Source organism: Neolewinella persica DSM 23188 (assembly GCF_000373105.1).
In the GTDB taxonomy this organism is placed as follows: Bacteria; Bacteroidota; Bacteroidia; order Chitinophagales; family Saprospiraceae; genus Neolewinella; species Neolewinella persica.
Genome location: NZ_KB890413.1, coordinates 13,629 through 40,063, shown reverse-complemented (window position 1 = coordinate 40,063; position 26,435 = coordinate 13,629). Strand labels below are relative to the sequence as shown.

Below are 26,435 nucleotides of genomic sequence, written 5' to 3'. Positions count from 1 at the left end.
TTGGTCTATTGATGAAAACCACCCTCCTAACCTCCTACCAAAAACAATTCGCCTACTACCGTCACCTCGGCGAAAAAGCCATGGCGCAGCTGACCGACGAACAACTTTTCCTCGACGATGCCGCAGGCTCCAACTCCGTAGCCGTCATCGTAAAACACTTGTCCGGTAACATGAAAAGCCGATGGACGAATTTTCTGACCTCCGACGGCGAGAAACCCTGGCGCAACCGCGACCAGGAGTTTGTTGCTGACTTCAATAACCGTGCAGAACTGGAAACCACCTGGAACGAAGGCTGGGCAGTATTAGAGGCTACCGTAAATGGTTTGCAGCCGGAACAATTATCCACCATCGTCTACATCCGCAACGAAGGCCATATGGTCGCTGAAGCATTAAACCGCCAGCTGGCGCACTACGCCTATCACGTCGGGCAGATCATCCTGCTGGGGAAGCAGCATCGGGGAGTGGAATGGCAATCGCTGTCTATTCCCAAAGGAGGTTCTTCCAAATACAATGCCGGTAAATTTTCGGAGGAAAAAGGTGTCCGCAATTTTATTGATGGTTTGATGTAGTGAATGGGAGAATTATAGAATGGGTGGAGATCCCCTCATTCTCCCATTCTATAATTCCCTGATTCACTGCACTACGACCTTTCGCGTAACTTCTTTTCCGCCGCCACTGATCCGCACAAAATACATGCCTCGGTAAAGTGTCTGGGTGTCGAAGTAGGCGATTGTCTGTCCGGTACGGATGATCTTTTGCTTCACCAGTCGTCCGCTGGCGTCACGAAGCTCCACGTTGAAATCCTGTCCGACCAGGCCGGGTAATTGCACGGCGATCAGGTCCGCTGTCGGGTTAGGGAAAACAGTGATGGCCGCATCGTCGGCAAAGCCTTCTACGGCTGTGGTGCCGTCATATATCGTTGTAGGCTCGGTTACTCCGGTTACGTTCCGCCGTTCGAATTCGCCGTAGAAAGTCGGCCCAACGGCATAGGGATAAGCGGAGGTCCAGTCTTCATTAACCGTGGCAAAATAGGCGTAGGTGCCCCCCGGATACTCCGGCGTGACGCAGAAACGGCCGTTGTGTACGTCGAGCACGTCCTCGTTGGGAGAGGCCACGTAACCATAGTCTTCCCTGAAATAGCCAAGGAAATATTGAGCGCTGATGGCTGGTCCGTCAGCAACATCGGTGCCGTCAGCATGGGTAGTTCGCTCGGTAATGTCACGTAGGTTGTAGCCGGATTTCATGCGGGTGATGCCACCGGTGCCGTCTGCATTTTTGTAGGCGTAAGCACCGTAGATGGGGAAGCCATCGTAGGCAAAACCAATCAGCGGCGCGTGGGTCGTACTGTCAATAGCGTAGAGGCCTTCGGCGTCGTAGAGGTTACAAACATCGGAAGTTACCTGTAGGTCCAGTTTGAAGGCAGAAGGGTTCTGGTGGTGGTGATAGTTGCCCATGGCGGGGTGGCCTTTGGCGCAGTCAAAACCCTCCTTTTCTGCCGGTACGGCATCGCGGTTCCAGGCCTGCGTGGTTTGCGGCCCGCCGGGGCAGCGGTCGTTGCCGGGCCCACCGCACAGGGCGTTGGTTTGGGGGTTCCAGGCGACACCGTCGCGGTAGTCAAACAGGGCCACACCGTTGATGAAGATACCGATATTACCACCCACGGTGTTGTCCGGTGTACCGGTATTCATGACCGGGTTTAGCGGAATTTTATAGATGCCATCCTGATTTTCCGCCTGGGAAGGATTACGATCCTGAAACGGGCCGGTAGGGTAGGCGGGTACTCCGGTAGCGGTCACGTAAACGAAGTCGTCGGTGTACTCCACTTTCTGACAATTGACCAACACATTATTCTCAAGCAATGTCGAGTTTCCGGCCATGTAAAAGGTGCCGGTTTCTGTGTTGTTTTGTAACCAACTGGTAATGGCAGGGCTTAATTGGGCACGGAGTAAAGGGGAAAAGGCCAAAAGGAGTAAGGGCACCAGGATGGCTTTTCTTCCTTTTCCCTTTTCTCCCCATATTCCTTTACTTAGGGCGCGGACGCTGGTGCAACGAAAGGTTAGTAAAAGCAGGGTAAACAAACGACGCATAATGAGTAATTTTTTGACTTTGACCTTTGTATTGCAGAAATCCTGCGGAGGCATTATGAAACGGGTCGAAGCTTTCTCCGGAAGCAAGCGCTACCGCTCGGGCACGGAGCGCATTTCGACCGGAAAAGCATACCGTCTGTCAAACACAAACGCTCGGTCATCAAGCGTAAGTAAGAAAGCGATCAGGTCCGCCTGGTCGTTGGACGCCAACGGCAGCGGATCGTTTAGTCGGTCGGCGTAATGTTCTAAAACCTGGCGAAGCTTCCGGAACCGACCATCGTGCATATAGGGGTGTGTAAAACTCAGGTTCCGTAAAGACGGGATTTTGAACAGTAAATTATCGGCCGGCAATGTCGTGATGACAATACGACCAAAGTCGTTTAAGGTCGTATCTACTTCCAGGCCATTTTTTGCGAACCCCTGATTAGTGAACAGAGGCTCCGTGTGGCAACTATTGCAATACGTTTTGAACAGCGCATAGCCTTTTTGCTCCTGGTCAGAAAAGGTGTCTTTTTGCTCCCTGACCCGGTCATACTTTGCACCTGCCGATACGAGGGTAAGCTGAAACTGAGCCAAAGATTTAAGTACGCGCTCTCCCGTGATCACCGGGTCGCCCCACGCGCGGGCGAAGCCCGCGGCGTACAAACTATCCCCCCGTAGCCGAGCCACCACATCCTTGATGTTGCTTCCCATTTCCGCCGGATGGCTGATGGGAGCTAACGCCTGAAGGTCGAGGTGGTGGTGCGCGCCGTCGCGGTGAAAGCTGGTCGACCAGGCCAGGTTGAAAAGGGCTGGTGCGTTCCGCGTACCGATCTGGTCGCCGATACCGTGACTCAGGTCATGGTCGGTGTGCGCAAAAGCATTGTAGGGAGAGTGGCAACTGGCACAGGATACGGTTCCGTCGGCGGAGAGGATCTCGTCGTAGAATAGGCGACGGCCAAGCTGGATCTTTTCCCCGGACAACGGGTTCGCATCAAAATTGTAGGTTGGTGCGGGGAAATAGTCAGGGTAAGCGAAGTCGCTTAACCTCTCCGCAGTCATGGCCAGACTGCCCAAAACCGCCAGCAGGAGGAAGGGGCGCAGAGCCTCTGGCCCCAAAGGAGGAGAACAAAACTGCGCCCGGAGGCGCTCCGCCCATTTACGGACTGAACCTCTCCGCACGCCTTGTTTATTTGGCATAAGCCCCCCGTAAGCAGTTAATGAAATTATTTGCACCGGCTTTATCAACGTGATAGTGATAGCCACGCTGCTCGTCGTAATGACCCCGGCAGTCGTCGAGGTCAACTGCGGTATTTCCACTTTCGTCTGCGTTGGCGTAAAGGCCGTAGCCGTCCATTGCGTAGCCGATCATCGGGGCGTGCCCGTCGGGTTGCGGTAAACGCTTGCTTACTCCGGTTGCGGCGTGGTAGTGGTAGCCTGCATGCAGGTTAATGTGCCCGCCGGCATCATCGAAGGGAGCCAGGGTATATGCCCCAAGGATGGCATTGGTCGGTGCAGGTCCGTCAAACCGTATGCCGTTGAAAGCAATACCGCGCAGGCCGATTCCACCACCTGGGCCCCTGGCAAACAAATTAGTGTTTTCACCGGCGACGGGTGTTGTCGGAATCAGGTAGGTCTGAGTGATGTCCGTAACGTAGGAAGGAAGGCATTCCACGCAGAAATTTCGGTATTCGGGACCTACGTTGGGATTGGCGGCGTTGGCGCAGTCTTCTTTGGTATCCGTGGTGAAGATGTTGCCTTCGGCGTCATACATTTTCCAGGTATCATCACCGTAAAAGGCGGCCATGTTTTTAATGAAGGCTCCGTCTACGTCATACGTTTCTCCTCCTTCAATCCAGATGCCTCCGGATTCTGGGCCGTCAGATATATTGTCGGGGCACCAGGGCCCCATCTGGTGGTCGGTGGGCGAGGAGCGGGAAATTATTTTGTAACAGGTGGATTTTGTGCCGTCTGATAAGGTGCACGCTACAGTTTCGACGGGAGTAACGAGGCTCGCTTCCAGAAAATGAGCTGCGTTTACGGCTACTTCCACCTCATTGGGAATTACCACTCCTTTTTCTCCAGTCTTAGGTCCGGAACAATTAAATAGGCATGCTAAAAGCAAAAGGAGCGGTAAATAATGATGATGTCTCATGTACAGATATATTTCGGGCAATTAATGAAGGACCTCTCAGTGGGAAGAGTATGGGAGGAGATTCATGGCGTTGCAATAAATTAAATTATACTGGCAACAGGTCTTCACGATTTCGGTAGGTAACTATTCCCAAAAGTACCAGGATCACCGCAGTAAGCACAACGAGGCCGATGGAGGAAACCGGCAGTCCGGCTTGCTGTACTTCCCGTAGTGTATTGTTGTCGAGGGCCAGACGAACCTTATGGTTGTTGTCTGCACCCAGCATAAACTGCTTTTTCGTTACGTCTTTTTTCAATACGACCAACGCACTCTGGTTCCGGTGAATATCGGCAAAGGCTGTATTAGTTACTTCTACCTGATGTATGTTTTCCGGAATTCCCCTGACCGTAAACGCCACGGTGGTTTCATGCCCAAGGGCTACCCGACCCGAAGTTAAAGTTGCTTCCTCTCCATCGTTGAAGCGGATAGAAATAGTATTGAGCATATGGCGTAATACCAGCTCTTCGAAACCCTGGGGCGTAGTGTAAGCGTCTTTGCCGAAGTGTGTTTCTACTTCGTACTCGAAAGCGGTCAGTGAGGTGGCTACAATGAGCTGCCAGTTTCCTTCCTCTTGCTCGACGAGCATCGTGCTGGAGATGTCAGCCTGGTGCGCATACAGGCCACATGAAGATAGGATGGCAAGTAATATTATCAGCTTTTTCATGTCAGATGATTTTTAGTTGAGGAATTGTACGCCGGGTGGCGTTCCCGGCGTATAATTTCCCGGACGTAGTTAATTGACGTAAGCTCCGCTAAGGCAATTTATGAAGTTATTGGTACCGGCAGCGTCGACGTGGTAGTGATAGCCGCGGGTATCATCGTAGTGGCCCCGGCAGGCATCGAGGTCGGTCGGCTCCGCTCCGGAGCTGTCAAGCTGACCGTAAAGGCCGTGTCCGTCGAGGGCGTAGCCGATCATGGGTGCGTGGCCGTCGGCCTGAGTAATCTCGGTCGTGTTGCCGGTAGCAGCGTGGTAGTGGTAGCCTGCATTCAGGTTAATGTGCCCACCGGCGTCATCGAAAGGAGCCAGGGTGTAGGCGCCCAGAATAGCGTTAACGGGGGCCGGTGCGTCGAAACGGATGCCATTGAAGGCAAGCCCTCGAACGGAAACGCCGCCCATCGGGCCGCCGCCAAACTGGGTGGAGCTGCTCAGCTTCACCGGCGTGGTGGGGATGAGATACGTTTGGGTAATCTCCGTTATGTAGGATGGCAGGCACTCCACACAGAAATTCCTGTATTCCACGCCAACATTGGGGTTGGCGGCGTTGGCGCAGTCTTCCTGGGTGTCGGTGGTGAAGATGTCTCCGTTGGCATCGTACATCTGCCAGGTATCGTCGTTGTAGAAGGTCGCCATGTTTTCGATGAAGGCACCGTCGACGTCGTACACTTCGCCGCCTTCCAGCCAGATGCCGCCTTTGTCGGCTCCGTCGGAAATGTTATCCGGGCACCAAGGCCCCATCTGGTGGTCAGAAGGGCTGGAGCCGGCAACGATCTGGTAGCAGGTGGTGGAGGTGCCGTCGGAAAGTGTACAGGCTACCGTCGTTACTGGTTGGGACAGGCTGGCGATCAGGAATAGGTCGGGATCGACATCGATGGTGACTTCGTCCGGGTCGGGTGTCGTCGTTCCATCGTCGTCTTCGCAGGCAGAAAAGAATAGGAGTGCCAGGGCGCTAAGGAGCACCATTTGGGAAATCGGGTAGTTCATTTGGAGAATTTTTGCGCCGGTTGGCGACGTTTTGTTTGGGATTTAGTGGTTGGACTACGGGATGCCGGAAGTCCTTCGGCCTGATAGATTTTTTTATTCTTTCTCTACCTTACTTATTACTGAAAAGCCCGCTCGCCTTCCAATTTGAGCGTTTTGATGAAAGAAACTATTTTACCTGAAGAGTTCTACCAAGAGGTCTGCTATTGTCGCTGACCGGTCATCCGGACTCATGATCTGATAGGTTGCGGCCAGGTTTATTTGGTCAAAAAAACGGTCCAGGTCAATTTTTACGGGGATGGTCTTACCGGGGCTGACCCCCAGGCTAACCGCTCGCTCCGAATTAAACGGCCCCTGAAAACCACCAACGTGGAACTGGAACCGGTTTTTCCGGGCCGGGCACTCCGGTGCGGTGCCCTCCAGCTTGAAGTTGATGTAGCCGCTGCGCCACGTCCAGTACATGCCATTGGTGGGGTCGAGATCGCCGCCGAAAGCGCCGGAAGCGGCGGTCAGGCTGTCGACGCCCAGGGTGAAACTAAGCTCATCGTATGCTACTCCTGCGGGAACGGACAGTGGGAAGCGCATCGTCTCCGGCTGCGCTGCATCGAGCAGATGATGGCGCTTATCGGAGGTAGAGACGACTTGGCCTTCGCTCCGCAAAGCAACATCTGACAGATAAAAACGCATTGCTTCCACAACTTTCTCTGCACCTGCGGCCGCGCCCGTATCGTCAATTACCAGTGCCTTTCCTCCCATAACCGGTTGGAAATCGATGAACACCTCCTGTGCGGAAAGCGTGGAGAAAAACAGGCATAAAATGGGGAGGAGGTGCTTCATGAGCCAGGCTGCATTCTCTAAAGGTTGGCGTTACCCGGAGTATTTGAGTGGTTTCCTTTTGAATCTTCACGGATTAATTATCCTGCGGCCTCCGTCGTCTTTTATCTTGTTTACCGAGAATCTGATCCAATGACTGGTCGATGAAAATCGGGAAATTCGCCTGCTGTTCCGGCCGGAGTAATTCTCTCACCTGGAGGAAATGTTCGTAAGTGCCGACAATCTTCTCCTGCTCATATTCGCAGTATTTTTCGGGGAATGCCCCGGTGACCGGTCCTTCGGGTTTAGCAAGTTGGCTGAAATACTCGGTAAGTAATTCTTTTTGGCGGTCGTTGGCTGTGCGCATCACTACGCGATGTTTTTCGACCAGCCCCTGGAAAGCGTCGTTCTGGTTTTTGTCCATTTCCAGAATAGCCAGAGAGGGCGGCCCGTCAGGAGCACCGCCCATCAGGGGACGGTAGAGGAAAAAGAACACCAGAATGGCCAGGTTGAGTACCAGCAGGCCAATAGTGGTATAGCGGTAAAAGGTCAGCTTATCCATCATTCGTAGAGTTGAAAGTCAGAAATGAGGGCGTCACTGCTGGTGTCGTACTGCGCTGTTTGTTGCGAAGCGCTGTTAAGGTAATTGGACAGCGCAGTAACGTTGAGGGCCACCAGCACACACGCGGCAGCAGCGATCATCCGCCATTGCTTCATGGGGATGACTTTGGCTTCCACCTTGCCGAGGCGGCTTTCGATACGACCAAGAAGGTCGGGTGGGGGGGTGGCTCTGGGGAGCTTTTTCAGCTGCTCCAGCGCATCCTCTAATTCAAATTGTCCGTCTGTTTTCATATCATTTTGCGGTTGCATTACCCCGGTTTGGGTAATCGGTGGTTAATCCGTTCCGTAATCCTTTTTTTGCCCTCATCAGCAGGCTTTCGATTGCTTTTAACGAAAGGTTCATAACCTCAGCCACTTGCTGTCGGGGCAGTTCCTCCACGTAGCTGAGCACAAAGGCTGTTTTCTGTCGGTCGGGTAATCGGTAAATGGCCGAAAAAAGTGCACGACTGGTTTCCCTGTCTTCCATTACCGCATTCGGATGGTGGAAATCAGGGACCTCCTTTTCCTGGGCGGAAAGTGCGCTGAACAGGCCCCGGCGTTCCCGCTTTTTAAGGGCCGTCAGGGAGGTGTTCACGGTGATCCGGTACACCCAGGTCGTTACCTGGCTTTCGGCTTTAAAACTCCCGGCGCTTCGCCATATTTTGGTGAAGACATCCTGGGTGATTTCTTCTGCGTCCGCCTCGTTTTGCACGTAGCTGAGTGCCGTATTGTACACCCGGCCACTGATCCGGCCGTAGAGCGTACGCAGCGCCAGGGCATTGCCGTTAGCAATATCCTGTAGTAGCTCGCGATTGTTCGGCTCGGGCATTCGTAGAAGTTAGTCGATGATTGGACTACGGTAAGTTACAAATCCTTCGGACGGGGAGTGATTTTTATTTTCTGGACATTTAGGGCGGGGTCGCAGGTGCAGAGGAAGGATAAAAGGAGCAAGGTGGAAAGGAGGCGGTACTCGCTTAATGCACAACGGAAGCTCTGGGTTTGTGTTATTTTCGGGCAAGGACTAAACCAGTAACATATGTTTCAGGAACTTCATGACGAGCACGATCAGCACCCAGATATCCTGGACCGGGCAGCCATTTCCAGGCCACAAGCTAAATCCTGGAATTGGCGGCTGACGGTTTTGATCATCCTGCTTTTCATATTGGCTGTGTGGTTACTGTCTAATGCATATGGGCAACTGACAAGTACTGCTGTCCGTTACACCGTCCAAATCTGGATGACCTGGGTTTGGGTAGGTGTTGGCACAACAGCGTTGGCGTCTGCCTTTTTGCTCCGTCGCCGTAGCCGGTTGGGCTGGGTTGGTGCCACAGTACTGTTGTCCTTCATGGCAGCTCTGTTTACCGTTTTTTTGGGTAAGCTATTATTCAATATGTACCACCGCATAATGTCGTTGTGGGAGTTAAGTGCTGATATTTTGTTAGAAATGAGCCTGCTCCCCCTCGGCTGGTTCATGTTGTACCTTATCAGCCAAAAAACCGTTCGTCAAATATTCGGCGTACCCCTCAAATGGTTTTGGATTTGCCTGGCGGTAGGTGTCGTATTAGGAACCGTTAGTATGGGGTGGTTGGTTTTTTAGCAATGCCCAAAGCTCTCAGTGCCACCTCAGTGCCTCCCTCTGCGAGAACCCCTTAGCTGCTTAGCAGCCTTCTCTTTTTGCGCAATTCCGGGAGGAACAACGCGTACCTTCGCCCTCCCTTTTCCTTTCCCCCTTTACTACGCTCATGGATTTCTCCATCCTCTCCACCGCCCTTCTCCTCTTCTTTATCCTCGATCCGCTGGGCAACATCCCGCTGGTCCTGGCCCTGCTCAAGGATATGGACAAAGCCCGACGCCAACGCATTGTCCTTCGGGAGTGCCTCATCGGCCTGGTCATTTTGGTGCTCTTCCTGTTTGGCGGTGAAACCTTTCTCAATGTATTCCACCTTGAAACGGACGCAGTACGCATTGCGGGAGGGCTGATCTTCCTGCTCATCGGCCTCAAAATGGTGTTCCCTTCGGCGGATGCGCCGCTCTTTCCTGCGGATCAGGAGCCACTCGTTGTCCCCATTGCCCTGCCGATGATTGCAGGGCCTTCAGCCCTGGCGACCCTGCTGGTGCTCTCCCACAACAACCCCGATGATCAATACGGCCTCCTCGCCGCGCTCCTCCTGGCCTGGGGCGTTTCTTCCCTCATTCTCTTCAGCGCACCGCTGCTCTACCGCGTGCTGCGTACTAAAGGCCTTACCGCCCTGGAACGGCTGATGGGCATGTTACTGCTGATACTTTCTGTGCAGATGTTTATTGATGGGATTCGGGGGGTGTTGGGGTAACTTTTCCGGTGTAGGGCGTAAAATAAATATGGGCGCGGTCGCAGGATGCAAGGGACGTTTTTAAGCCATAGAATTTGCTGCGGGTTCCCGTTTTTTGCTAGTTTGGCAGCCTGTTCCGCTAACCCCAACCTATTGACATGTTCAAATACCTACTCAGCCTTCTCACATTGCTTCTGTGCACCTCCTGCCACATAGGCCGGTTCTTTGTCTACAATTTTGCCAACATCACCGATCATAAGATTTTTCCCTATACGGAAGTCGGTACGGGAGATGATGTCTTCAGCTTCCCGGTCAGCGACCGGGACCCACTGAGTAGTGTGACCCTCACGGTGAAAGGGGAGAAGGTTCCCCTCACGCAGTGGCTCGACGAGGGGACCTCCACCACGGCTTTCCTCGTCGTCAAAAGCGACAGCATCGTTTACGAGCAATATTTCGACGGCTACCAGGCCAACGATATTTCCACCATCTTCTCGGTCTCCAAATCAGTCACCTCCCTGCTTACCGGCATCGCCGTAGATGAAGGCCTGATTGCCGACGTCAATGATCCCGTTACGAAGTACATCCCCGAGTTGCTCGACGGTGATCCTCGCTTCCAGCGGCTCACCATCCGTCACCTGCTCGACATGCGCTCCGGGCTAGACTACAAAGAATCCTACAGCAACCCATTTGCCGACATGGCGAAGCTCTACTACGGTACCAACCAGCTCAAACAATTGAGCAAGCTCGGCTTCAACCACGAGCCCGGGACCTATCACCAATACCAGTCAGGCACCACCGCCCTGCTCGGTATCGTGGTGGAGCGTGCTACCGGTATGGACCTCGGCCAGTATCTTGAAGCCAAAGTCTGGAAACCCATGGGAATGGAGTTCCCCGCCACCTGGAGCCTCGACGACAAGCGTCACCGCTCGGCCAAAGGATATTCCGGGCTCAATACGACTGCCCGTGATCTGGCCAAAATCGGTAAACTCTACGCCGACGGCGGAAAATGGCGGGGCAAACAAATCGTCTCCGCTGAGTGGGTGCGGCAATCGACTACGCCGAATATGGCGAACGACGGCTACCAGTTCCAGTGGTACAGCGTCACGGATACCTACGAGGACGAGGCCGGGGAAACCAACTACTTTCCGGATTCCCTGGCGGCCATAACCGCGGGACGGGACCTCGACTTTGGGGAAAGCTACGCCCGGCGCTCGCAGAAGCATCCGGGCAAATGGTACCTGGAAAGTTCAAACGGCGCCTTCTACGCCCAGGGCATCCTCAACCAGTTCATCTATGTCGACCCGACTAAGGACCTGGTGATCGTGCGGCAGGGAAAGAAATGGGATGAGGGGTATTTGTGGTTGTTTGAGGCGATTAGTGGGAACTGGTAGGCTTGTTCCCCGGCATTTATGCCGGATTGTTAAGTACCATAAACCCGCTGCAAATAGGCGAAGTCATTATAAGTTCCAACTGCTTTCAAGTCCTCTGGACCAATAATTCCACGGCAGAGCAGATAAAAAATGTTCCCAGTATAGTATTCCGAAAATTCACCAGCATAGGCAATGTTATAATTTCTTTGGAAGAGCAAGTACTCCTCTAGGACGGTAGAGTTTCCGGCTAATACTGCTGTCAAAAGGTCGTATTCATATTGTTCGATAAGTTCAAAGTAGGTAAGTGTCAAGCCCCAGTTTTTGGAGCTAGCCACACTATTGTTTTCTAGCAAAATCCGAATAGAATCCAGCCGGGGGTAATTAACGGAGAGAGATATTTTATCGTTGATGAAATCATAGAGTCGCCAACCTTCTTCCGTGAAATTCAACTTGATCTCAAATGCGGTATGATCAATGAAGTCTGCTTTCCAATTACCGTCGTTCGGCAATCTAATCTTTCCGGTCAACTGGTAAGATCCTGTTGATAGAAGTTCCGTTTTAAGACGTCCCATGAAGGGATGAATAAAAATATGAGAACGCCCGTTTTTCGGGTCTTGGACGTAAACCTCAGTATCATTTTCTTCTGCCGGAAATTTGTTGTCTACTGCCCGGTAATAGGCTTCGTCCTGATCACTCTCAATATTGCTGCCACCAAAAACAAGTGTACCGGCAGACCAGGTTTTACCCGCAGAATTATTGGGGACGGCTTGCCCACAGCTCATCAAAACCCAGCAGACAAAAACAGCGATAAAATAAAATCGATAATCAGTCATTAAAGATTAACGTGCTCCGCTACCGTTGCCGTCACCAATCCCTCCGCATTAACACCCCCCAACTTCATCTCCACCAAATGATTCACCCAGCTGTCCTCCGCCGGGAAGGAAACCTTGACGTAGTTGTCGGTGAACCCGTGCAGCACCCCGTCAGTTTTGGATTTCTCCAGCAATACTGGCCGTACTTCGCCGAGGTACCGTTCCTGATGCGCCCGCTTTTTCTTCTCGCTCAGAATACCCAGCATTTTATTGCGGCGCTTCCGCTCCGCCATGGGGACCACCCCATCCATCTCCGCGGCCGGGGTATTGGCACGCTCGGAGTAGGTAAATACGTGGAAGTAATCCACCGGTAGTTCCTGGACGAATTTGTAGGTCTCCAGAAAATCCTCCTTCGTTTCGCCGGGGAACCCGACGATTAGGTCCACGCCGATGCAGGCGTGAGGCATCACTTTGCGGATGTGAGCCACGCGCTCAGCGTAGAGCTCCCGCTTGTAGCGGCGGCGCATCCGGGCCAGCTGTTTGTTGTTGCCAGACTGCAACGGCATGTGAAAATGTGGCGCAAACCGCTGGCTGTTGGCCACAAAGTCGATCAGTTCGTTGGTGCAGAGGTTCGGCTCGATGCTGGAGATGCGGAAACGGGTGATGCCTTCTACTTCGTCGAGCGCGGCAGCAAGGTCGGAGAACAGGGCTTCCTTGCGGGGGCGTTCGCCCTCGATGACGGAAGTGCCGTTGCCGAAATCACCGATGTTGACGCCGGTGAGGACAACCTCTTTCACACCCTTGGTGGCGATCGCTTTAGCATCGGCTACCACCTGCTCCACAGTGGAGCTGCGGCTTTTGCCCCGCGCCAGCGGGATGGTGCAGAAGGTACATTTGTAGTCGCAGCCATCCTGCACTTTGAGGAAGGAGCGCGTCCGGTCCCCGAAGCTAAAGCTGCTAATAAAGGTATCGGCTTCTTTCACTTCGCCGGCCCGGACCATCCCTTTGCCGGCTCCGGTACTGATGCCGTCGATGTAATCCAGAATCCGGAATTTCTCTGCTGCTCCAAGGACGAGATCTACGCCTTCGATGTCGGCAATTTCTTCGGGTTTCAACTGCGCATAACAGCCTACGACAACAATTTTTGCACCTGCGTTCGCGCCTAATGCACGTCGCACGATGTTCCGGCATTTGCGGTCGGCAAAATCCGTCACCGAGCAGGTGTTGATCACCACCACATCCGAGCCCTCGCCAAACTCTACGGCCTGGTAGCCCGCTTCGGTAAACTGGCGGCCGATGGCGGAAGTCTCGCTGTAGTTGAGCTTGCAGCCTAGGGTGTAGAAGGAAACGGTTCCGAAGTTAGACATATTGGTCTGTTGGTTCTATTGGTCTGTTGGCGCACCGCCCAAAAGATCAATAGTCCGATAGACTAAAAGACCAATAAGGCGCGGACGCGGGTGCAAAGATACGGTGGAGTAGCAATGAAGTGAAAACCTCCCCTAAAAACCAAATAGTCTTGAATAGCCCTGTTCTTCTGTCAAAACCTAACAACTTTGTGGCCCAGACGGAACCCAGCGACTATATTCGGATGAAGTATCCGCGGGATAACGTCGCTCAATACAATTTATACGGAACCTCCATCCCAGACTGAAGTGAAGGGAAGGAAATTAGAAAGTAGCGCACGGTTTGGTGGATTGGTGGGCGAGTAATCGGACTGTCGTCCGCTGCACGGGGAATACTGTCTGATGGTTGCTTTTGCAGAAAAAAACATTCAGGGCGCGGCCGCTGGTGCAAGGGGAAGGACAAGGAGCAATGACTGGTACCCCAAATTGCCCATTACTCTTCCCAACTATCCACCAATCTATTACCTTTGCCCCAATATGTACAAAGACAAAAAAGTGGTCGTCGTGATGCCGGCCTACAACGCCGCCCTGACCCTTGAGAAGACTTACGCAGAAGTCCCCCGCGACCTGGTAGATGAAGTCATCCTCTGCGACGATGCGAGTAAAGATGAGACCTCCGCCCTGGCCAAACAGCTGGGCGTCGACCACGTGATCACCCACCCGCGCAACCGTGGCTACGGCGGTAACCAGAAATCTTTGTACAATAAAGCGCTGGAGATTGGTGCCGATATCGTTATTATGGTCCACCCCGATTACCAGTACACGCCGTTACTGATCCCAACGATGTGTAACATCATTGGAGAAGGGCTGTACCCCGTAGTACTGGCCAGCCGGATACTGGGTAAAGGCGCACTTAAAGGTGGGATGCCCCTCTACAAGTACGTCGCCAATCGTTTCCTGACGGCTACGCAGAACTTCCTCGTCAGCTACAAACTCAGCGAATACCACACCGGCTACCGCGCCTTCAGCCGCGAAGTACTGGAAACGATCAACTTCAACGCCAATGACGATGACTTCGTCTTCGACAACGAAATGCTCTCCCAGATCATCTACCACGGTTTTGACATCGCCGAGGTGACCTGCCCGACCAAGTACTTCGAGGAGGCCAGCTCCATCAACTTTGCCCGCAGCTCTAAGTATGGGCTTGGGGTGCTGCGCGTTAGTATGATGCACCGGTTGAATAAGTGGGGGTTGGCAAAGTCTAAAATTTACCAGAAGTAAATTTTAGACGGTCGCTGCGCGGCTTTGGCAGATTGGTAGGAGATAGATGTATAGACTGCTGCACGATCATGCTCGCTTTGCTCGGTATGGCATTATGGTACTCTGTGCTCCCTCTATGAGAGTAATCAGCGGCTTAATTTCCTTGTGGGAAAGGGGACTGCGGATAGCTTGTGTACCTTTTTAAAGCTGTCAAGTTGGGCGGGGCCGCAGGTGCAGGGAAGGGGGATTAAGGCAAGGAGAGGAGCAGTGTTTTGTCACGTACTGATCGACTTTCTTGAACCTTTTTAGGTAGATGTTATTGAAGCCTAAGATGCATCCTTATCGCCAATTCATCCATACCTATTGTCAGCTGCCGGAGGCAGAGTGGACGGTCATCTTATCGTGCTTACGCCGACGGGAAAAAAATACCGAATGATCTTACTACGCATCGTCTTCGCCGCCAATGTCCTCGTCGCTGGCTGGATCAGCATTACCAGCCTTTTCTTCCCCGAGCGGGCCGTCCGGACGGTTTTCGAAAACGCGTTCGCCTATTCCGAATCCATCCGTTTGGTGGGCGCTTTATGGGGAGCCATTTTTCTACTCTCCATTGTGGGACTTTTCCTCCCGGAGCGGATGAGCCTGGTCTTACTCTTTCAACTAATTTACAAAGGTGGCTGGTTGCTCTTTGCTGCGCTTCCGGCCCTGCGGGCTGGCGAAGCTTACCCAAAAGGAATGGCTACCTTCTTCGTGATTTGGGTAGTTGTATTGCCGTTTGTTATTCCCTGGGGGTATTTGTTTGGGGCGGAATAGATTGAGATGCGTTATGTCGAATGTTTATCATTGATGTTAGCTTACCTCTAAGCTGTACCATATTCATAGACATACGGAATTTGAAACTTTACTACGGTTGGTAACCTTTTCAACTTCATTAACAACACCATGTACCATGCTACAAGGCTTCAGTGAAATCGTTATCGACTCGAACGTTCGCTCGGGTAAAGCTTGCATAAAAGGCACCCGGATTACCGTTGGAGATGTGCTTGGTTATTTGTCCATCGGCATGTCTTTTGCTGAGTTGATGGAGGATTTTCCTAAGTTGACGGAGGAAGGGATTAAGCAGGCATTGGGGTACGCCGCTGCGCGGGAAAAGCGTATTCATGTTTCTGGTGTTTGAAACTCCCCTTACCTATTTTGTATTGGCTAAAAGAATAAACCCACCTTCAATAAAGGTGCCGACTACAGCGATGGCAATACTCAATGATATCAATGTTGACGCTGAACATAATCCGCTGAAGAGTGGATAATTAATGCCAACCAGAAAGCAGCCAAGGTAAAAAAGCAAGAATACTATTTTAGTTGAAGACTTAGGGTTTTCATCATTCGCGAATACAAACAATCGAACGGTGTAGAAACCAACGCCAAAAGCGATAAGCAATATTGGCAGATAAAAATTAATAAATGTGTATTCTTGAAATTTAAAAATATCCCCTAAAAAAGAATAGACGAGAGCGACTGAAATAGCTATGTAGTAAAAATACAACGTATTCAAGAGGAATAAGAGTCTCATATTGTTAGGTTACATCAGGAACTAAAATTCCTTTTCATTAACCATCCTCTGTTCTCCCGTCGCCATAGTCTTAACGGAGTACTCCCCACTCTCCGCTTCCCGGCTACCAATAATCACCACCTTCGGCGCATTGCGCTGATCCGCATACTTCATCATCTTATTCAACTTGGCGGCCTTTGGGTAAAGATCAGCGTGCACGCCTCTGGCGCGCAGGCGGGAGACGAGTCCGAAGCCGTGGGCCAGCGCTTCATCGTCGAGGCAAATCAGCAGGTACTGCAAGTCTTCTGCAGCGTCTGCCGGAAAGGCGTCGAGCTCTTCGAGTACATCATAGATGCGCTCAGCGCCGAAGCTGATGCCAACGCCGGGCATGTCCTTCATTCCAAAGATAGAGGTAAGGTCGGCGTAGCGACCACCACCGGCGATGGAGCCCATTTTGATGCTTTCCTGTCCGGGCGCGTCGGTATCGACGGCTACTTCCCAGATGGCCCCGGTGTAGTAGTTGAGGCCGCGGGCCAGGGTGACGTCGAATTCGATGCGGTTGTTGGTGGGTTGGGAAGCGATGAGGTCAAAGACTTCCTGTAATTCGGCAATGCCTTGCTGGCCGACTTCGCTGTTGGCAAGGAGCGGCGCTACGTCCGCCAGGTTGGTGGCGTCCAGAAATTGCTTAATAACGTTTATGGCACCTGCGTCCGCGCCCCGGTTACCCAGTTCTTCCGAGACTTTCTCCCAGCCAATCTTATCCAACTTATCGATCGTGATGGTCATGTCCATCATGTTGTGGGCCATACCCGCAATTTCCGCCAGCCCAGCCAGAATTTTACGGTTGTTGAGTCGGATAACCGCCTTTAGGCCCAGGTCGTGGAACACGCCGTCGAGCAGCTGTGTCAGCTCCGCTTCATAGAGTAGGCTTTCTGAGCCCACCACGTCGGCGTCGCACTGATAAAACTCCTGGTAACGTCCTTTCTGCGGCCGGTCTGCCCGCCAAACGGGCATGATGGCGTAGCGCTTGAAGGGGAAGGCCAGGTCGTTTTGGTGCATCACTACGTAGCGCGCAAACGGAACCGTGAGATCGTACCGCAGGCCGCGCTTACTGATGCTGGAGAGGACCTTGTTGCTGTCCTTATTCGCCAGGTCCTCCGCATTGGCTTTCCCCAAAAAATCACCGTTGTTCAACACCTTGAACAATAGCTTATCACCTTCTTCTCCGTATTTACCGGTCAGGGTTTCTAAATTCTCCATCACCGGTGTCTCGATCGGCTGGTAGCCGAACCGACGGAAATGCTTGCGAATTACCTCAAAAATGTAATCACGACGGCGTACTTCGGCGGGGAGGAAATCACGGGTTCCTTTAGGGATGGAAGGTTTCATGGGGCAAAGGTAAAAGATTCTCGATTCTCGATTGGTGATTCTCGATTCTCGATTGTGGGAAATGATAGAATTGCCTACGATTTTTTGATTTTACGATTTTGTTTTATTTTTCAATGTAAAAAAACTATTTGTGTATTAATTCAATTTTACCTATTTTTAGACTTATTTGCCTAAAAATAGCAGCAGAATGACCTCAAATGAACGCGCCGCTTTACTAGAGAATCGATTGATTGATTTTACTGTTCGGATATTAAATGTTTCGGAGCAACTTCCACATATTTACGCAGCACAGCATCTTTGTAAGCAGATTGTACGCTCCGGTAGTGCTCCGGCCCTTTTGTATGGCGAGGCTCGTGGTGCAGAGTCACCCAGTGATTTTCGACACAAAATCAGCGTATCGCTAAAAGAGTTGAGAGAAACCCACATCAATCTAAGAATCATCAAGCGGAAGGGATACATCGCTGCTGCTAAGTTGTCAGGGTTGCTTGATGAAAACAATCAGTTAATCAGCATCTTCGTAGCCATTGCAAGGTCCTTGGACAAACGTAAAAAGTGATATCTACTATCTGCATTCGAGCGAAGCGAGCACGTACCAGCGGCAGCCTCTCCAAAATCGAGAATCNCCAATCGAGAATCGAGAATTTTCCGAGCGAAGCGAGCACGNACCAGCGGCAGCCTCTCCAAAATCGAGAATCNCCAATCGAGAATCGAGAATTTTCCGAGCGAAGCGAGCACGCACCAGCGGCAGCCTCTCCAAAATCGAGAATCGCCAATCGAGAATCGAGAATTTTCCGAGCGAAGCGAGCACGCGCCAGCGGCAGCCTCTCCAAAATCGAGAATCACTAATCGAGAATCGAGAATTTTCCGAGCGAAGCGAGCACGTACCAGCGGCAGCCTCTCCAAAATCGAGAATCNAGCCTCTCCAAAATCGAGAATCACTAATCGAGAATCGAGAATTTTCCGAGCGAAGCGAGCACGTACCAGCGGCAGCCTCTCCAAAATCGAGAATCACTAATCGAGAATCGAGAATCTAAAGCCCCTCTAAAAGCCGTTCTGCCGCCCCCCGAAACTCATGCCCCGGCGCCTCGGAAATATCTTCCAGCACAATAATCGCCGCTTCTTTGCGCCCTTCGGCCAGGTAAGCCAGCGCTTCGTACCACTCTGCGGTAGGATAATAAAAACTGCCTTCCGGTATTTGCTCGAGCCAATCCAGCGCTCGGGTGGGTTGCTCCAGGGCCAGGGCAGAGACACCGAGGTAGAGCGGCGCGGCGGGGTAGGCCTGCGCTACGGGCAGCAGCTCATCGTAGGCAGTTTGGTAGTCGGCCCGGTCGTAATAATAGAGAATACGTTTAAGGTCCCGCTCACTTTCGTCGCGGGGGGCGTAGCGGTCGAAAATGTTGGGGTAGGGCTCAAAATGAGCAACAGATTTTCGTTGGACGGAGCCGGGGCCAAAGGTGGTCCAGGCTAACCAGCATAAGACCGTAAATAAGCCAACGGCAAGGATGGTCTGTAAATCGGGCAATTCGGTGGTGCCGATTTTAATGCCGCCTTTTCTGCGCGGGGACAGCTTCACTTTGGGCGCGGCCGCAGGTGCAGAGGAACGTTTGACGGCATACTTGGCCTCTTCCCGCATCAACGTCTCCATAAGGTCCTGCCGCCCGGCCACGGTAATGACTTCCGCCCAGTCTTCCCGCAGCTCCATTGCCTGGCGGAAAACGCTGTCGACCGGCCGGCGGGCTTCCACATCCCAGCGCTCGGCAACGCCGAGCTCTCCGGAGTAGTACCGGTTGATCAGTTCTTCGTCCAGCGGACTGGGCGTATGCACCGGATCAACGATGCCGCCAGCTTGCCAGCCTTCACGTACCATCAACAGGCACTTGCTTCGCTGGTCTTCCAGCTGCGCCAGGCGACCTTCCAGGTTGAGGACTTCCGCCATCCGCGTAACCGTCAGCTGATGATAATCGGACATCAGCAAAAGGTCCTGACAGTTTTTGCCCATCTCTTTAAACTGCGTAAGCATTAACTGCTGGGTGGCATTCAGGTGAATAGGGCGTGGAAGATGGTTGAGCGGGTTTTGGGATTCCGTCATCCCCAGTACCGCTAACGGCATCCGATCGGCGGCCATTACGGCCTCTTCCATTTTACCAGAGAAATAAACCTCCGCTACCCGCTGCACGTAATGGTTGACTTTGCCCACGTAAGGCTCCGTCTGATCAATGGACGCCTCATACCAGCCAATCAGCGCCCGACGCAGGTGACCAAGTACTACTTCATTAGCTTGCTCATAAGGCGCCGCCCATTGCAGAAACGGCCCACGCAAAGCGTGGAAGTTACGTGGTAGCGCAGCAAGGAACTGACCTTTGTGGTTAGACATGGAGCGAAGATACGGGGAATGTTGATTGTTAGGTTTTCACGATCCATCAGACGGGCACTCCAGCCGTCCGACAAATTCTTATGGCCTGGCGAAGCCGGACAATAGTTTGTCTGACAGCTATAATTTTTCAGACTTCTCACTAACGCCCGCCTCATCAGCGGTGCTAATCCTAACGAAACCCGACCTTACCCACCATGCCCCCACCTCCGAATAGCTCCACCACCACAATAATCGCTGCCTGCAAGGCCGGTGACCGTCGGGCGCAGGAGGTCTTCTACCGAACCTACTTCCCTAAGCTACTGCCCATTCCTTTGCGGTACCTCCGGAACCGGGAAGAAGCCGTGGCCGTCCTCAATCAGGGGATGCTGAAGATTTTTCAGGCGCTGGAGCAATACCACGAAAAGGAAAAACTGGAGGCATGGCTGGCCACTATTGTCCGGCGAACCACCCTGAATTTCATCCGCGACGAAGATCGCGCGCGCCGCCGCTTTCAGCCCGAACCCTATGATCCGCCAATCTCGGTCGCCAACACCGCCCTGGGTCAACTCAATGCCGAAGACATTCTCAAATTGCTCCACGCGCTGCCGGATTTTCTCCGAATTGTCTTTAGCCTGGTTGTCTTCGACGGCTACAGCCACGCTGAGGTCGCCACCGAGTTGGAAATCACGGTACAGGCCAGTCGCTGGCGACTCGCCAAAGCCCGGGAACTGCTCCGGCAGCGCTACCAATCTATTAACCGCATCAACGAAACCCTGTCATGAATACCTCCGACAACCAGAACTGGGAAGATCAATGGCGAAAAGAAATTGATGATCATACTCCCTTGTCAACCACTGAAGACTGGTACGGTATGACCCGACTATTGGATTGTACCGTACCCGCCAATGCACAGCACATCTTTGAGCAGGAACCCACTGGGCCTTTGCAGTGGCCATGGCTTGCCAACACAAAGGCGTTACCCAAGCTACCATGGTGGGGCTGGGCCGGGATTTCGATGCTGGTGGCCACCTTGGGACTTTGGTTGGGGTCCATTAACGGGGAAATCGCCTACCAGAAAATGGCGACGAATATCTTCACCCAGGATACCTTTCCCCCGAATTATTCCCTGAACCGTTACTGGACTTTCGACCAGCAAGGAAACCGCGTTGGCGAAATGAATTCTGATACGATATGGTTTGACTACGCGCTACGCAGGCGAGGCCCTCATGTTTTACTCAGTCCCGGAAAGGTATCAGATTATCGCATCGACACCGTACTGCACATCAGTGGGCGGGGCAATCTGTTAGCTGTTCGATATGATACCGTTCCTCCTCCAGTGAGGGTGCCGGGAAGTTTGACTATCTGGGGAGGAAGAGATGATCATCAGGAACACGATGACTTCGCCATAGACGTCGTACACGTAGTAGATACTACTTATTGGCTGGACACTTTAGGAAATCTGACGACCAGGATTGCCAGGGTTGATTCTATAATTACCTATTCACCAAGCGTACGGGATCAATAAGTAACCTCCCGGCGCTCCATCAACCGCCCAAACCCTCCAGCCTGCAACCCCATTATTACTCCGGCCTGAAGGTCAAGTTCTACTTGCAAACCGCTCAGGGCTGCTGGACGCTTGAATTTGCCTTGCTGAATTAGAAAGTGGTCGGTTTCTATTGCCATCACCGTATATAGGTAACACGCCAGTGGCCCTGCGGCCGTCCCCGTAGCGGACCTTTCCGAGAATGAATCGCCGGAGCTCCAGATGAAGGTCTCGCCAAATAAGTTAAATATCAGCCTGTATAAAGGTTATTCCTGGGAGAACGTTTTGGCGCGGCCGCAGGATGCAAGGGCCGGTTTAGGGAGCAGGCCAAGTAGGTCAGGATATGTCGCGTAGCGACTGCAGATTAAGTTGCCTGGGACAAGGAGGCACGACGCAGTCCCAGGTAACGAGAATGCACCATGGAAGTTTAACGACGCTACGCGTTGTGTATAAAAGGCTGTTTGGCCGTTAACCCCGGACTTCGTCCAGGGCAACCAATGTGTATTCGCTAGGAGAAATCAGCGCAAGTAAAACTGGATATTTACAGGACACAGCACTAAGTATAATAATCGCTAACTCCTCCACTAGCCGCCAGGTCCTCTGAAGTCACCATGGCCGGTAGCGGATCAATCTCACCATCGTTGAATTGGACGTTGTCTGGATAGGTTGCGTCGATCAGAAAATCCAGTACGGTACGGGTAACCCCGGGCGTGCCGAGATGGTGTCCGGCATTTTCAGGACTGTATAAGGCGCTCCCTTTCCAGTGGCTGTGGTTGCGTTGAGCGTTCCGGAATCCGGTGACGGTGTCCTCAGGGTCATGTATTATTAATGCTTCTACGTGTGGGAGTTGGCTGGCATTGAGGGCAACGTCGAATTCGTCGAGGCTGCGCCCCGTCCGGCGTTCGATGACGCCTTGCATTTCCTCGAAGATGATCGGGCGCAGCCCGAGGCTAATGGTGAATACCTGGAAAATCCACTTTACTTCTGAGAATGTGGCCATTACACAGGCGCGCTTTGGGTGCATTTCCTGCGGTAAATTGACCAGCGCTTCGATCAGGCACCCGCCACCGAAAGAATGGCACAAGACCATATCACAACCACCCAGGTGCCGTAGGACGGCAGTTTCAATAGCGACCAGGGTAGGATAATCGAGTGTCCCGGATGGGGCCAGTCCGTGCCCGATCGGGTCAAAAGCGACCACCCGGTACCCGGCTTCCGTCAGTGCCGGCACATAGTGCCGCCAGCGGCCGGCGTTATACCCCCAGCCGTAGGCGCAGAACACCACCGGGCCGCCATGAGGCCCCCAGCAGTAGACGGGGATGTTCACACCGTTATGCCGTGTATCCATCCTGATGGCGGTATCCAGAAAGGCTTTTTCTTTGACCCTTACGTTAGGCTTCGGTGGCCGGGCAAACAGATTGAAAGCCAGCTTGCCAGCGGCACGGGGACTGACGTACGAGGCCGCATTCAGCCCCAGACCGATGCTTTTGAAAAGTAATTGGCGAGTGTTCATGTCGAGTTATCGGGTTGTCGGGTTGTCATGGTTGTCCCATTGTCGGGTTGTCCCGGTTGTTGAGGGTAATCGGTAAATCGAGGCTGCGCAGCGTCCGGTGAATGAAGCGCTGTAAATGGCTGGGGTCGTGGTAAAGTTTGAAGAGTAATACGCTGCCCTGGTAGTCGACGAAAAACCGGTAAACCCGTTCCCTGGCCTCGGCGGCAGGGAAACGTTCGGAGAGCAGGGCTTCCATGGCCGCACACCACTCGGTATGGAAATTGCGCAGCCCTTCGCTGAAGACACCGTCCACCCCCGTTTCGAGCGTCATGTTGGCAAAGAAGCAACCACCTCCGTCGTTGTACTGAACGAGCTCGAAATGGCGGCGCAGCACGATCTCCAGCCGCATGGCTACGGAGCCTTCTTCTTTGGCGACAGCGAGCACCTTCCGCCGGTACCAGTCCAGCGCATACTCAATGACCGCATGCATCAGTCCGGCCTTGCTTTTGAAGTGGTGGAGCAGTCCCGCTTTACCGAGGCCCGCCGCCTCAGCGAGTTGCTGCACGGAGGTGTCGTGGTACCCATGGCGGTGGAATACCGCCCAGGAGGAACGTAATATGGCTTCGGGGGTTGTCTTTGTTATTGGCATATGCTTACCGACCGGTTGGTTGGTAAAGATACGTGAATTTATTGACATGATGAAGTCGTAGTCAATTTTAGAAGCAGGGTGTTCCGTCAGATAATAAATAGACACTACAGATTTTGTCCGTAAACGCATTGCTTTTCAAACAAGCCCCTTTCCGTCGAGCCTAAAGCGAGACCTACCGGAGAGAGGTGGAAAAACATTGTGCTTTGAGCCCGATAAATGGTACACCCTATGTCTAAACTTAAAATTTAAGTTGACTCATGTGAGTCAGTCATAGAACGAATTGGTTCTACGGGATTTATGAGTTAGGTGCTTCTTCAGCAGTTGGCTTTTTAACCTAAGGTTCGTACCCGACAGGCGGAACGTCCGGAAAGGTTAACCTGCGGGAGCCCGAACCTTCAGGCCAACCCTAAATGCCAATTACCGATAGGTTGTGTCACTTGTTGTACACAGGCTGAAGGCGGTCAAACAAGAAAAACAACGAATCTTGTTACATTTGTCGACTTTTCCCCAACTTACCTGTTGAAGATTAGAGCTGGCGCAGCAAACCGGAGCCGTGAACACTGCTTTTCACTAACCTTCCTTTGCACCTGCGTCCGCGCCCAAAAACAGAAGCCCACCACAAATAAAGAAAACGAAATAGTCAACATGGCATTTGATATCGATCTGATCAAGAAGGTTTACGCTGACCTTCCCGGCAAAGTTGCCGCCGCCCGCAAAACGCTGGGCCGTCCGCTAACCCTCACGGAGAAAATTCTCTACACCCACCTCCACCCGGAGAATCCGCTCAAAGAATATACGCGGGGTGGCGATTACGTTTTCTTCCAGCCCGACCGCGTAGCGATGCAGGATGCCACCGCGCAGATGGCCCTGCTCCAGTTCATGATGGCCGGCCGCGATAAAGTCGCTGTGCCGAGTACCGTGCACTGTGACCACCTCATCCAGGCGAAAGTCGGTGCCGAAAAGGACCTTGCCGTTGCCAACGACGTCAACAAAGAAGTCTACGATTTCCTCTCCACCGTTTCCGATAAATACAACATCGGATTCTGGAAGCCCGGCGCCGGTATCATTCACCAGATCGTACTCGAAAACTACGCCTTCCCCGGCGGCATGATGATCGGTACCGACAGCCACACGCCCAACGGCGGCGGTCTCGGTATGATCGCCATCGGTGTAGGTGGTGCCGATGCCGTAGACGTAATGGCCGGCATGCCCTGGGAACTCAAGCAGCCCAAAGTCATCGGTGTAAAGTTGACCGGTAAACTTTCCGGCTGGACAACCCCGAAAGACGTTATCCTAAAGGTAGCCGGCATCCTGACCGTAAAAGGCGGTACCGGTGCCATCGTGGAATACTTTGGCGAAGGCGCCAAGAGCATGAGCTGTACCGGTAAAGGCACCATCTGTAATATGGGCGCCGAGATCGGAGCAACGACTTCTACTTTCGGCTACGACGAAAGCATGAGCCGCTACCTGAAAGCGACCGATCGCGCTGATGTCGCCGAACTGGCCGACGGAGTAGCCGAGCACCTCACCGGCGATGCCGAAGTGTACGCCAATCCCGAAAAGTACTTCGATCGGGTGATCGAGATCGACCTCAACACTTTGGAGCCGCACATCAACGGCCCTTACACGCCAGACCGGGCTTTCCCGATCAGCGAGTTCGCTGCAGCAGTAGATGAGTTCGAATTCCCTCCCGTGCTCGAAGTAGGCCTGATCGGTAGCTGTACCAATTCCAGCTACGAAGACCTCGACCGGGCGGCAAACATCGCCAAAGACGCCAAGACTAAAGGCCTTAAATTCAAGAGCGAGTTTACCGTTACTCCAGGCTCCGAGCAGATCCGCTACACGGTAGAACGTGACGGTATCCTGGACGCTTTCGAGGCCATCGACGGTGTCGTACTGGCCAATGCCTGTGGCCCATGTATCGGTCAGTGGGATCGCCATACCGACGATCCTAACCGTGCGAACTCCATTATCACTTCTTTCAACCGGAACTTTGCCAAGCGCAACGACGGTAACCCACAGACCCGCGGCTTCGTCGCCAGCCCCGAGCTGGTAACTGCTATGGCCCTCAGTGGTAGCATGAAGTTTAATCCGCTGACGGATACCCTGACCAACGATAAAGGTGAGCAAGTGAAACTCGCTCCGCCACAAGGCTACGAACTTCCCCCCAACGGCTTCGCCGTGGAAGACGCAGGTTTCCAGGCCCCGGCCGAAGATGGTTCCGGCATCGAGGTAGTGGTTAGCCCAACCAGCGACCGCCTGCAGCTGCTGACACCCTTCAAGCCGATCAAGAATGAGCAGGTGCAGAACATGCGCATCCTCATCAAGGCGAAAGGCAAGTGTACGACCGACCACATCTCCATGGCCGGTCCATGGCTGAAGTTCCGCGGTCACCTGCAGAACATCTCCAACAACTGTCTGATCGGTGCCATCAACGCGTACAGCGAGAAGACCAACACCGTACTTAACTACGTCACGAACGACTACATGGCCGTTCCTGAAAGTGGTATGGCTTACCGGGACAACGGCATTGGCCAGATTGTCGTCGGTGAGGAGAACTACGGTGAAGGATCCAGTCGTGAGCACGCCGCAATGGAGCCACGCTGGCTCGGCGTTCACGCCGTATTGGTGAAGTCGTTCGCTCGTATTCACGAAACCAACCTGAAGAAGCAGGGTATGCTCGCGCTTACCTTTGCTAACCCAGCGGACTATGATCTGTTCCGCCAGGACGATAAGATCAGCATTGTTGATTTCAACGAATTCCAGCCCGGCAAGCAACTTACCCTTCGCCTCGATCACGCTGACGGTTCTTCCGATACGGTTAAGACCAACCATACCTACAACGCCGCTCAGGTGGATTGGGTACGGGCCGGTTCTGCCCTGAACAAGATTCGGGAAGACGTGGCTGCTGGGAAGTAGTCAAACAGTTCTGCGAGACTGTTTTATCGCAGGACCTAAAGAAAACCGCTTCGACCTTATTGGTTGAAGCGGTTTTCT

At 52.9% G+C, this 26,435-nt stretch carries 27 protein-coding genes; 11 read left to right on the top strand and 16 right to left on the bottom strand.

Annotated features, from left to right (window positions below):
- The first annotated feature begins 11 nt into the window (after positions 1–11).
- Complete coding sequence (locus B036_RS0100220) at positions 12–569, top strand: DinB family protein (protein WP_020566667.1); 558 nt, start codon at positions 12–14, stop codon at positions 567–569.
- A gap of 63 nt (positions 570–632) precedes the next feature.
- Here the strand turns inward: B036_RS0100220 and B036_RS0100215 are convergent, their stop codons facing one another.
- The 9 genes from B036_RS0100215 to B036_RS0100175 all read right to left on the bottom strand — a co-directional run bounded on the left by B036_RS0100215 (position 633) and on the right by B036_RS0100175 (position 8,201).
- Complete coding sequence (locus B036_RS0100215; RefSeq protein ID WP_157471969.1) at positions 633–2,087, bottom strand: YHYH protein; 1,455 nt, start codon at positions 2,085–2,087, stop codon at positions 633–635.
- Positions 2,088–2,177: 90 nt separating this feature from the next.
- The gene (locus tag B036_RS0100210) at positions 2,178–3,266 is read right to left on the bottom strand and encodes a cytochrome-c peroxidase (protein WP_157471968.1); all 1,089 of its coding nucleotides are present in this window, start codon (positions 3,264–3,266) and stop codon (positions 2,178–2,180) included.
- On the bottom strand, positions 3,256–4,221 hold the full coding sequence (locus B036_RS27485; RefSeq protein WP_083926093.1) for a YHYH protein: 966 nt from the start codon (positions 4,219–4,221) through the stop codon (positions 3,256–3,258). Before B036_RS27485 ends, B036_RS0100210 begins: the two co-directional genes overlap by 11 nt.
- 85 nt (positions 4,222–4,306) lie before the next feature.
- Positions 4,307–4,924 carry a DUF6702 family protein gene (locus B036_RS27480; RefSeq protein ID WP_020566663.1) on the bottom strand — a complete coding sequence of 206 codons (618 nt, stop codon included), beginning with the start codon at positions 4,922–4,924 and terminating at the stop codon, positions 4,307–4,309.
- A 69-nt stretch (positions 4,925–4,993) separates the two neighbouring features.
- Positions 4,994–5,962, bottom strand: coding sequence for a YHYH protein (locus B036_RS0100195; RefSeq protein ID WP_044101467.1), 969 nt, complete (start codon positions 5,960–5,962; stop codon positions 4,994–4,996).
- 171 nt (positions 5,963–6,133) lie between these two features.
- Positions 6,134–6,796: an MbnP family protein gene (locus B036_RS0100190; protein WP_020566661.1), complete on the bottom strand. Its 663-nt coding sequence runs from the start codon at positions 6,794–6,796 to the stop codon at positions 6,134–6,136.
- Positions 6,797–6,869: 73 nt separating this feature from the next.
- Positions 6,870–7,337 (bottom strand): hypothetical protein, encoded by a 468-nt coding sequence (locus tag B036_RS0100185; protein WP_020566660.1) that lies wholly within the window; start codon positions 7,335–7,337, stop codon positions 6,870–6,872.
- Positions 7,334–7,642, bottom strand: a complete 309-nt coding sequence (locus B036_RS0100180) for a hypothetical protein (RefSeq protein ID WP_020566659.1) — start codon at positions 7,640–7,642, stop codon at positions 7,334–7,336. The genes B036_RS0100185 and B036_RS0100180 overlap by 4 nt, the downstream gene beginning before the upstream one ends.
- Positions 7,626–8,201 (bottom strand): RNA polymerase sigma factor, encoded by a 576-nt coding sequence (locus B036_RS0100175; RefSeq protein ID WP_020566658.1) that lies wholly within the window; start codon positions 8,199–8,201, stop codon positions 7,626–7,628. Before B036_RS0100175 ends, B036_RS0100180 begins: the two co-directional genes overlap by 17 nt.
- Before the next feature lie 207 nt (positions 8,202–8,408).
- Here B036_RS0100175 and B036_RS0100170 point away from each other — a divergent pair, with 207 nt between their 5' ends.
- From B036_RS0100170 to B036_RS0100160, 3 genes are all read left to right on the top strand, one after another.
- The gene (locus B036_RS0100170; protein WP_020566657.1) at positions 8,409–8,969 is read left to right on the top strand and encodes a hypothetical protein; all 561 of its coding nucleotides are present in this window, start codon (positions 8,409–8,411) and stop codon (positions 8,967–8,969) included.
- Positions 8,970–9,114: 145 nt separating this feature from the next.
- Positions 9,115–9,702: a MarC family protein gene (locus B036_RS0100165; protein ID WP_020566656.1), complete on the top strand. Its 588-nt coding sequence runs from the start codon at positions 9,115–9,117 to the stop codon at positions 9,700–9,702.
- A gap of 137 nt (positions 9,703–9,839) precedes the next feature.
- A complete protein-coding gene (locus B036_RS0100160; protein ID WP_020566655.1) occupies positions 9,840–11,072 on the top strand; it encodes a serine hydrolase domain-containing protein in 1,233 nt (410 codons plus the stop codon).
- Positions 11,073–11,101: 29 nt separating this feature from the next.
- Here B036_RS0100160 and B036_RS0100155 read toward each other — a convergent pair whose 3' ends face one another.
- A complete protein-coding gene (locus B036_RS0100155) occupies positions 11,102–11,884 on the bottom strand; it encodes a hypothetical protein (RefSeq protein ID WP_026231533.1) in 783 nt (260 codons plus the stop codon).
- Complete coding sequence (gene mtaB, locus B036_RS0100150) at positions 11,884–13,230, bottom strand: tRNA (N(6)-L-threonylcarbamoyladenosine(37)-C(2))-methylthiotransferase MtaB (RefSeq protein WP_020566653.1); 1,347 nt, start codon at positions 13,228–13,230, stop codon at positions 11,884–11,886. The genes B036_RS0100155 and mtaB overlap by 1 nt, the downstream gene beginning before the upstream one ends.
- A 513-nt stretch (positions 13,231–13,743) precedes the next feature.
- Between mtaB and B036_RS0100145 the strand changes: the two genes are divergently transcribed.
- From B036_RS0100145 to B036_RS0100135, 3 genes are all read left to right on the top strand, one after another.
- Positions 13,744–14,487: a glycosyltransferase family 2 protein gene (locus tag B036_RS0100145; protein WP_020566652.1), complete on the top strand. Its 744-nt coding sequence runs from the start codon at positions 13,744–13,746 to the stop codon at positions 14,485–14,487.
- A gap of 411 nt (positions 14,488–14,898) precedes the next feature.
- On the top strand, positions 14,899–15,276 hold the full coding sequence (locus B036_RS0100140; RefSeq protein WP_020566651.1) for a hypothetical protein: 378 nt from the start codon (positions 14,899–14,901) through the stop codon (positions 15,274–15,276).
- A gap of 136 nt (positions 15,277–15,412) precedes the next feature.
- On the top strand, positions 15,413–15,640 hold the full coding sequence (locus tag B036_RS0100135; RefSeq protein WP_020566650.1) for a DUF433 domain-containing protein: 228 nt from the start codon (positions 15,413–15,415) through the stop codon (positions 15,638–15,640).
- 12 nt (positions 15,641–15,652) lie between these two features.
- On the opposite strand, the gene B036_RS0100130 is transcribed toward B036_RS0100135, so the two are convergent.
- Positions 15,653–16,033, bottom strand: a complete 381-nt coding sequence (locus tag B036_RS0100130) for a hypothetical protein (protein ID WP_020566649.1) — start codon at positions 16,031–16,033, stop codon at positions 15,653–15,655.
- Between the two features lie 21 nt (positions 16,034–16,054).
- Complete coding sequence (hisS, locus tag B036_RS0100125) at positions 16,055–17,401, bottom strand: histidine--tRNA ligase (RefSeq protein ID WP_020566648.1); 1,347 nt, start codon at positions 17,399–17,401, stop codon at positions 16,055–16,057.
- Between the two features lie 187 nt (positions 17,402–17,588).
- Here hisS and B036_RS0100120 point away from each other — a divergent pair, with 187 nt between their 5' ends.
- On the top strand, positions 17,589–17,957 hold the full coding sequence (locus B036_RS0100120) for a four helix bundle protein (protein ID WP_020566647.1): 369 nt from the start codon (positions 17,589–17,591) through the stop codon (positions 17,955–17,957).
- 474 nt (positions 17,958–18,431) lie between these two features.
- Here the strand turns inward: B036_RS0100120 and B036_RS0100115 are convergent, their stop codons facing one another.
- Entirely contained in the window at positions 18,432–19,775 is a 1,344-nt protein-coding gene (locus B036_RS0100115) for a tetratricopeptide repeat protein (protein WP_020566646.1), read from the bottom strand.
- A 194-nt stretch (positions 19,776–19,969) separates the two neighbouring features.
- Here B036_RS0100115 and B036_RS27475 point away from each other — a divergent pair, with 194 nt between their 5' ends.
- Positions 19,970–20,536, top strand: a complete 567-nt coding sequence (locus B036_RS27475; protein WP_020566645.1) for an RNA polymerase sigma factor — start codon at positions 19,970–19,972, stop codon at positions 20,534–20,536.
- Complete coding sequence (locus tag B036_RS0100105) at positions 20,533–21,279, top strand: hypothetical protein (RefSeq protein WP_020566644.1); 747 nt, start codon at positions 20,533–20,535, stop codon at positions 21,277–21,279. The genes B036_RS27475 and B036_RS0100105 overlap by 4 nt, the downstream gene beginning before the upstream one ends.
- Before the next feature lie 574 nt (positions 21,280–21,853).
- Here the strand turns inward: B036_RS0100105 and B036_RS0100095 are convergent.
- Both B036_RS0100095 and B036_RS0100090 read right to left on the bottom strand, forming a co-directional pair.
- Entirely contained in the window at positions 21,854–22,810 is a 957-nt protein-coding gene (locus B036_RS0100095) for an alpha/beta fold hydrolase (RefSeq protein ID WP_020566642.1), read from the bottom strand.
- A 25-nt stretch (positions 22,811–22,835) separates the two neighbouring features.
- Positions 22,836–23,567, bottom strand: coding sequence for a TetR/AcrR family transcriptional regulator (locus tag B036_RS0100090; protein WP_026231532.1), 732 nt, complete (start codon positions 23,565–23,567; stop codon positions 22,836–22,838).
- Positions 23,568–24,083: 516 nt separating this feature from the next.
- Here B036_RS0100090 and B036_RS0100085 point away from each other — a divergent pair.
- A complete protein-coding gene (locus B036_RS0100085) occupies positions 24,084–26,357 on the top strand; it encodes an aconitate hydratase (RefSeq protein WP_026231531.1) in 2,274 nt (757 codons plus the stop codon).
- The last annotated feature ends 78 nt before the right edge of the window (positions 26,358–26,435 follow it).